The 6,000-nt window shown below is 66.3% G+C and carries 5 protein-coding genes and 1 pseudogene; 1 reads left to right on the top strand and 5 read right to left on the bottom strand.

Going from position 1 to position 6,000, the window contains the following annotated elements; translation table 11 throughout:
• Positions 1-106: 106 nt before the first annotated feature.
• Positions 107-559 (top strand): annotated as a pseudogene (locus NS334_RS12260) (acyl-CoA thioesterase); the annotation flags it as partial.
• Positions 560-587: 28 nt separating this feature from the next.
• Here NS334_RS12260 and NS334_RS12255 read toward each other — a convergent pair.
• From NS334_RS12255 to NS334_RS12235, 5 genes are read right to left on the bottom strand one after another with little or no spacing between them, the layout of a single operon-like run.
• The gene (locus NS334_RS12255; RefSeq protein ID WP_058756246.1) at positions 588-1,655 is read right to left on the bottom strand and encodes a catalase family protein; all 1,068 of its coding nucleotides are present in this window, start codon (positions 1,653-1,655) and stop codon (positions 588-590) included.
• A 54-nt stretch (positions 1,656-1,709) separates the two neighbouring features.
• A complete protein-coding gene (locus tag NS334_RS12250) occupies positions 1,710-2,507 on the bottom strand; it encodes an SDR family NAD(P)-dependent oxidoreductase (RefSeq protein WP_058756245.1) in 798 nt (265 codons plus the stop codon).
• A gap of 14 nt (positions 2,508-2,521) precedes the next feature.
• On the bottom strand, positions 2,522-3,544 hold the full coding sequence (locus NS334_RS12245) for a phosphotransferase family protein (protein WP_058756244.1): 1,023 nt from the start codon (positions 3,542-3,544) through the stop codon (positions 2,522-2,524).
• Positions 3,541-4,629 carry a Zn-dependent alcohol dehydrogenase gene (locus NS334_RS12240; protein WP_058756243.1) on the bottom strand — a complete coding sequence of 363 codons (1,089 nt, stop codon included), beginning with the start codon at positions 4,627-4,629 and terminating at the stop codon, positions 3,541-3,543. The genes NS334_RS12245 and NS334_RS12240 overlap by 4 nt, the downstream gene beginning before the upstream one ends.
• A complete protein-coding gene (locus tag NS334_RS12235; RefSeq protein ID WP_058756242.1) occupies positions 4,626-5,864 on the bottom strand; it encodes an acyl-CoA dehydrogenase family protein in 1,239 nt (412 codons plus the stop codon). Before NS334_RS12235 ends, NS334_RS12240 begins: the two co-directional genes overlap by 4 nt.
• Between the last annotated feature and the right edge of the window lie 136 nt (positions 5,865-6,000).

Genomic DNA, 6,000 nt, shown 5'->3' with positions numbered 1-6,000 from the left:
TTTCATTTGTTCTCGTTTTTTTTGTGTAATTGTTTGGGCGATTAACGTCGTCTACACTTTCCTCTTCGTCGGCAGCGTCAGATGTGTATCAGAGCCAGAGATAGCATTACGTCGCGCGGTCGCGGATCGCATTCCCGAGCGGCTTCGACAACAATTGCTGCGACCGCGCCCGATCGACTTTCGTCCCGTCACCCCGCGCCACTGGACCGATCCCGAGGTCGCCCCACCCTTTCAGCATAGCTGGTTCCGCGCGGTCGCGCCCTTGGGTGACGATCCCGCAATCCACCGCGCGATCCTGGCCTATGCCAGCGACATGATGCTGCTGGGCACCGCGATGCTGCCGCATGGCGTGACATGGATCACGCCGGGGCTGCAAACCGCCAGCCTCGACCATGCGTTATGGCTACATGAGGCGGCGCGCGCCGACGAATGGCTGCTCTATACCACCGACAGTCCGTGGGCCGGGCACGGCCGCGGCATGAACCGCGGGCGCATCTTCGACGTGAACGGCCGGCTGGTGGCCAGCGTCGCGCAGGAAGGATTGATGCGCCGGCGCTAGCGCGCCCCGCCCTCCCCCGCCGCTCGCATCACGCCGGTTCGTGGATGGGGCAGCGGTTCACGCGCTGACGGAAATCGGCGGAGTGGCGATAGGTGTCGCGGCGGGCACGGTTGATGTTGCCCAGCGGACGATGCGCGGCAAGCCCGGTCCAGACGCTGAATCGCAGCTGTTCATTGACCTGCTCGACCCGCTGCGGATCCCAGCTGTCCTGCGCGATCGTACGGATCGTGCCGACACGCACGAACGGCGCCTCCGCCTCGTCCCATTCGACCGTAGCGTCCTCGACCGGCTGACGGGAAAGATCACGCGCCAGTTGGACGCGGAACTCCCACTCCCCGGCGATCGATCGCAGTTCGTCGCGTACCGTTTCGCGGATCGCATCGCGACGCCCGGCCGTGTCGATGATCGCGCCGGTGCGTTCCTTCAGCCCCGGCGCGACCGGCGCGATGCTGAACTTCGCGATGTGATCGCCGTAGCGGAAGGGGGTCGCGCTGTAATAGGTTTCTCCGACCGGATCGACGTTCGGCGCGCCTCCCAAAGTATTGAGCGCCGGACTTTCGATGCCGATCGCCCCCAGCGCCGAGGTCACGCCGCGCAGCACGGCCGACAACAGCTTCTTCCCGCCCTCCGCCCTGTCGGTCGTGCGCGCCAGCAGCTTCAGATTGCGGGCGAACGCCTTGGCATCGCGGGCCTGAAACACCTTGCCGTTGACCATGATGAAGTCCTGCGTCCGACCCTCGGCACCGGGCAGCCGCTCGCCATCCACGTCGAACACCTTGATCGCCAGCCCGCGCGGAAGCGAGATTGCATCGTCGAGAATATCGCCCGGGTTGGTCGATATCCGCATCATCACCTTGTGCTCGCCGGGTGTCGCGAACAGCCCTTGGGCAAGTTCGAACGGCAGGCCGGCGTCGATGGTCAGCGTGCCTTCCAGGATCGCGTGCGCCTTGGCATGGACGGCGCGGACGGCGTGGCCATAGTCCTCCGCCGTCGTTTCCAGCACGGTGTCGAACGCTGCGTTCAACTCCGCCACCGTCTCCGCCTCATCCGGCCGCAGCTGTTCAACATCGGGAGTGTAGCGGGCGGGTGCGGTCATGCGTCGTCTCCAGGAACGTGACGCCATCAACCCAGGTTAGCGCTCGTCGTTCCGCTAGACAGCCGTGCGGCCATATTCCTGTCGCGTCACCGGGTGACTGGACGACAGCCCGCCATCCGCCGCCAGCGCCTGCCCGTTGACGTAGCTGGCGTCGTCACTGGCGAGGAACAGCGCGACCCGCGCCAATTCCTCCGGCTGCGCTCCCCGCCGAAGGGGATTGAGGCGCCCGACGCGATCGAGTTTCCCGGCCTCACGCGCGTAATCGAAGGTGGGGCGTGTCATGCCCGTCTCGGTCAGCCCGGGACAGAGCGCGTTGACGCGGATGTTGGCGCCCGACAATTGCTGCGCGGCGGTGGTCGCCAGATTGATGACTCCCGCCTTCGACGCCGAGTAAGCCGGCGATCCCGCGCCGGAGCGAAGCCCTGCGACACTGGCGGTCAGCACGATCGCGCCGCCGCCCTGCGCCGCCATGACCGGCGCGGCATGCTTTACCGCCAGCCACGGGCCGATCAGATTGACCCGCAGCACCTCGCTGAACAGCGTGATGTCGGTATCGAAGATATTGGCCATGCCGCCTGAAATGCCGGCATTGGCGAACATCACGTGCAACCCGCCGAACCGCTCGACCGCCAGCGCGACGGCGCGCGTGACATCCGCTTCGTCGCCAGCGTCGATGCGGATCGGCTCCGCGGCGCCCCCGGCATCGCGGATGAGGCGCGCGGTTTCGTCAACGGTTTCCGAAAGGTCGGCGGCGACCACGCGACCGCCTTCCTTTGCGAACGCCAGCGCGGCGGCGCGCCCGATCCCGGACCCTGCCCCCGTGACGATGATCGACCGATCGACGAACCGCATCCGCCCCTCCCCGTTCACGCACCCGCCCGTTGCGCGAAATGCCACGCTGCCGCGACCAGCGCCGGCACGCGCGCGGCGGTTTCCTGCGCGCGCGGGTTGGCGGCGGTGCCCAACACGATCCGCTTCTTGATGCCCTGAACGATGCTGGCCAGCCGGAAGAGGTTGAAGGCGAAATACCAGTCGAGCGCGATCGGCGCATCGCGACCGGTACGCGCGCAATATCGCACCAGCATCTCCTCCAGCTCCGGTATACCCGACGCCGGGCCGGTGCGGCCGAGCAGGCCGGACCGGCCCTCGGGCTCCGTCACCCAGCTCATCAGATAATAAGTGAGGTCGGCGATCGGGTCTCCCAACGTCGACAATTCCCAGTCGAGCACCGCCGCGACGCGCGGCTCGGTGCCCGGCGCGAAACGGAGGTTGTCGACGCGATAGTCACCGTGGACGATCGCGGTGCGGGTCTGCGGTGGAACGGTCTGCGGCAGCCAGGCGATCAGCCGCTCCATCTCCGGCATCGGTTCGGTCTCCGCCCCGCGATACTGGCGCGTCCAACGCTCCACCTGCCGCTCGAAGTAATTGCCCGGACGGCCGTAATCCTCCAGCCCGATTGCGACGTGGTCGGTGTTGTGCAGATCGGCCAGCGTGTCGATCATCGCCAGATAATGCGCCCGGCGCTCAGACGGGGAGAGATCGGGCATCGTGCCATCCCAGATCGTCCGCCCTTCCACCATCTCCATGACATAGAAGGCCGATCCGATCACCGCATCGTCGGTGCACAGCCCGAACGGGCGCGGCACCGGGAAGCCGGTCGGGTGCAGCGCCGCGATTACGCGATATTCGCGGTCGACCTGATGCGCCGAAGGCAGCAGCGCACCGACCGGCTTGCGACGCAGCACATAGCTGCCATTCGTGGTGTCGATACGGTATGTCGGATTGGATTGTCCGCCCTCGAACCGCGCGTGGCCGGTCAGCGCTCCCGCGTCTGGAACGTGCGCACGCAGCCAGTCGTGCAGCGCGACGGTATGCAGATCCTCGCTCATGCCGGGAACGTGATGACGCTGCGCGTCACATCACCGCGCCGCAATTCGTCGAACGCGTGATTGATCCGCTCCAACGGCATCTCCTCGGCCACCATTGTGTCGAGGTCGAGCAGCCCGCGTCGATAAAAATCCACCAATCGGGGAATGTCGACCGGAAAGCGATTCGACCCCATCAATCCTCCCTGCAGTTTCTTGCCAGACAGGAGGTCGAGCGCCGACAGCGCGACATGCTCTCCGGGCGGCATCATGCCCAGTATCGTGGCGGTGCCGCCGCGTCGCAGTACCTTCACCGTGGTCGCCGCCGATTGCGGACGCCCGACCGCCTCGATCGCGTGATCGACGCCGCCGCGCGTCACCTCCACCACCTGCGCGACGGCGGTGTCCTCCGTCGCATCAACGGTGTGCGTCGCGCCCAGCCGTTCGGCAAGCGCCCGCTTTTCCGGGACAGGATCGATCGCGACGATCTGCCCCGCGCCCGCGATCCGCGCGGCGTTGACGGCCGCCAGCCCGATGCCACCGCACCCGACGACGCACACCGTCTCGCCCGGCGCGACGCGCGAGGTGTTGAATACCGCCCCCGCCCCGGTCGTGACGGCGCAACCGATCAGCGCAGCACGCTCCAGCGGCATATCACGGTCGATCGCGACACAAGCATGTTCGTGGACCAGCATCTGTTCGGCGTAAGCGGACAGGTTGAGCATCTGTGCGATCGGACGGCCGTCCGCCAGATGCAGGCGCGGCGACGCGCTCTTCGGACGGCGCGTCTCCGAACTGATGCAGAGCGACAGCCGACCGGTGACGCAGAATTCGCAATGACCGCAGAAGGCCGATAGGCAGGTGACGACATGGTCGCCAGGGCGGACGGTCCGCACCTCCGCCCCGATCGCCTCAACGACGCCGGCCGCTTCGTGACCCGGGATGGTCGGCAGCGCGTGCGGATAGGTCCCGTCGATGAAATGCAGATCGGAGCGGCAGACGCCCACCGCGTGGGTGCGGATCAGCACCTCATGCGCGGCGGGCGCGGCGACGTTCACCTCCGCTATCTCCAGCGGCTCGCCGACCGCGAACAGGACGGCGGCCTTCATCCGGCATACTTGCCGAATTCGTGGCGGGCGATGGCGCGGCAATGCACCTCGTCCGGACCGTCGGCGAAGCGCAGCGTGCGCATTGCCGCCCAGGCGTGCGCCAGATCGAAGTCCTCCGATACGCCGGCGCCGCCATGCGCCTGGATCGCATCGTCGAGGATCCGCAGCGCCATCGTCGGCGCCTGCACCTTGATCATCGCGATCTCGGCCTGCGCGGCCTTGTTGCCCGCCCGATCCATCATGTCGGCGGCCTTCAGGCAGAGCAGCCGGGTCATCTCGATATCGATCCGCGCGCGGGCGATCCGCTCCTCCCAGACGCTGTGATCGGCGATCCGCTTTCCGAAGGCGACGCGGGACACCAGCCGGCGCGCCATCGCCTCGATCGCGGTTTCGGCAACCCCGATCGTGCGCATGCAATGGTGGATGCGTCCCGGCCCGAGCCGTCCCTGAGCGATCTCGAAGCCGCGCCCCTCGCCCAGCAGGACATTGTCGATCGGTACGCGGACATCGGTGAAGCTGACCTCGCCATGACCGTGCGGCGCGTGATCATAGCCGTAGACCGACAGCATCCGCTCGATCCGCACGCCTGGCGTGTCGAGCGGCACCAGCACCATGCTCTGTTGCTGGTGGCGCGCGCCCTCGAAGCTGGTCTTTCCCATCAGGATGCCGATCCGGCAGCGGGGATCACCGACCCCCGACGACCACCATTTGCGCCCGTTGATGACATAGTGATCACCATGGCGATCGATACGCGTTTCGATGTTCGTCGCGTCCGAGGAAGCGACCGCCGGCTCGGTCATCAGGAAGACCGAGCGAATGTCCCCGTTCATCAGCGGACGCAGCCACGCCTCCTTCTGGGCCAGCGTACCGTAACGATGAAGCACCTCCATGTTGCCGGTGTCGGGCGCGGAGCAGTTGAAGCACTCGCTGGCCCAGTCGATCCGCCCCATCTCCTCGGCGCAAAGCGCATATTCGAGATTGCTGAGCTGCGTTCCTTCGAATGTGAAGCTGTCATCGACATGCTGCTGCCCGGAATGCGGAGGCATGAAGAAATTCCATAGACCTGCCGCACGGGCACGCGCCTTCACATCCTCGATGACCGGCAGCACCTTCCATCGCTCCCCCTCGCGATGCTGAGCGTCATGTTCGGCACGACGCGGTGCAATTTCGTCGCGGATGAACTGGCGTACCCGATCGCGGAAAAACGTTTCGCGCTCACTCAGGGTAAAATCCACCGCGCATCCTCCCGATCAGCCTCGACGCGCCCTGCGTAGACCATACCGCGTATTCGGTAAAGCGCGTCGACCAACTTGTCACCTGACCGGCACAAAGGGACTGCATCTTCAAATCGAGCCATGCTAACGCTGGGAC

This window comes from Sphingomonas endophytica (genome assembly GCF_001476895.1).
In the GTDB taxonomy this organism is placed as follows: domain Bacteria; phylum Pseudomonadota; class Alphaproteobacteria; order Sphingomonadales; family Sphingomonadaceae; genus Sphingomonas; species Sphingomonas endophytica_A.
Note: the sequence above shows the minus strand (reverse complement) of the source record. Positions and strands in the feature narration are given on the sequence as shown.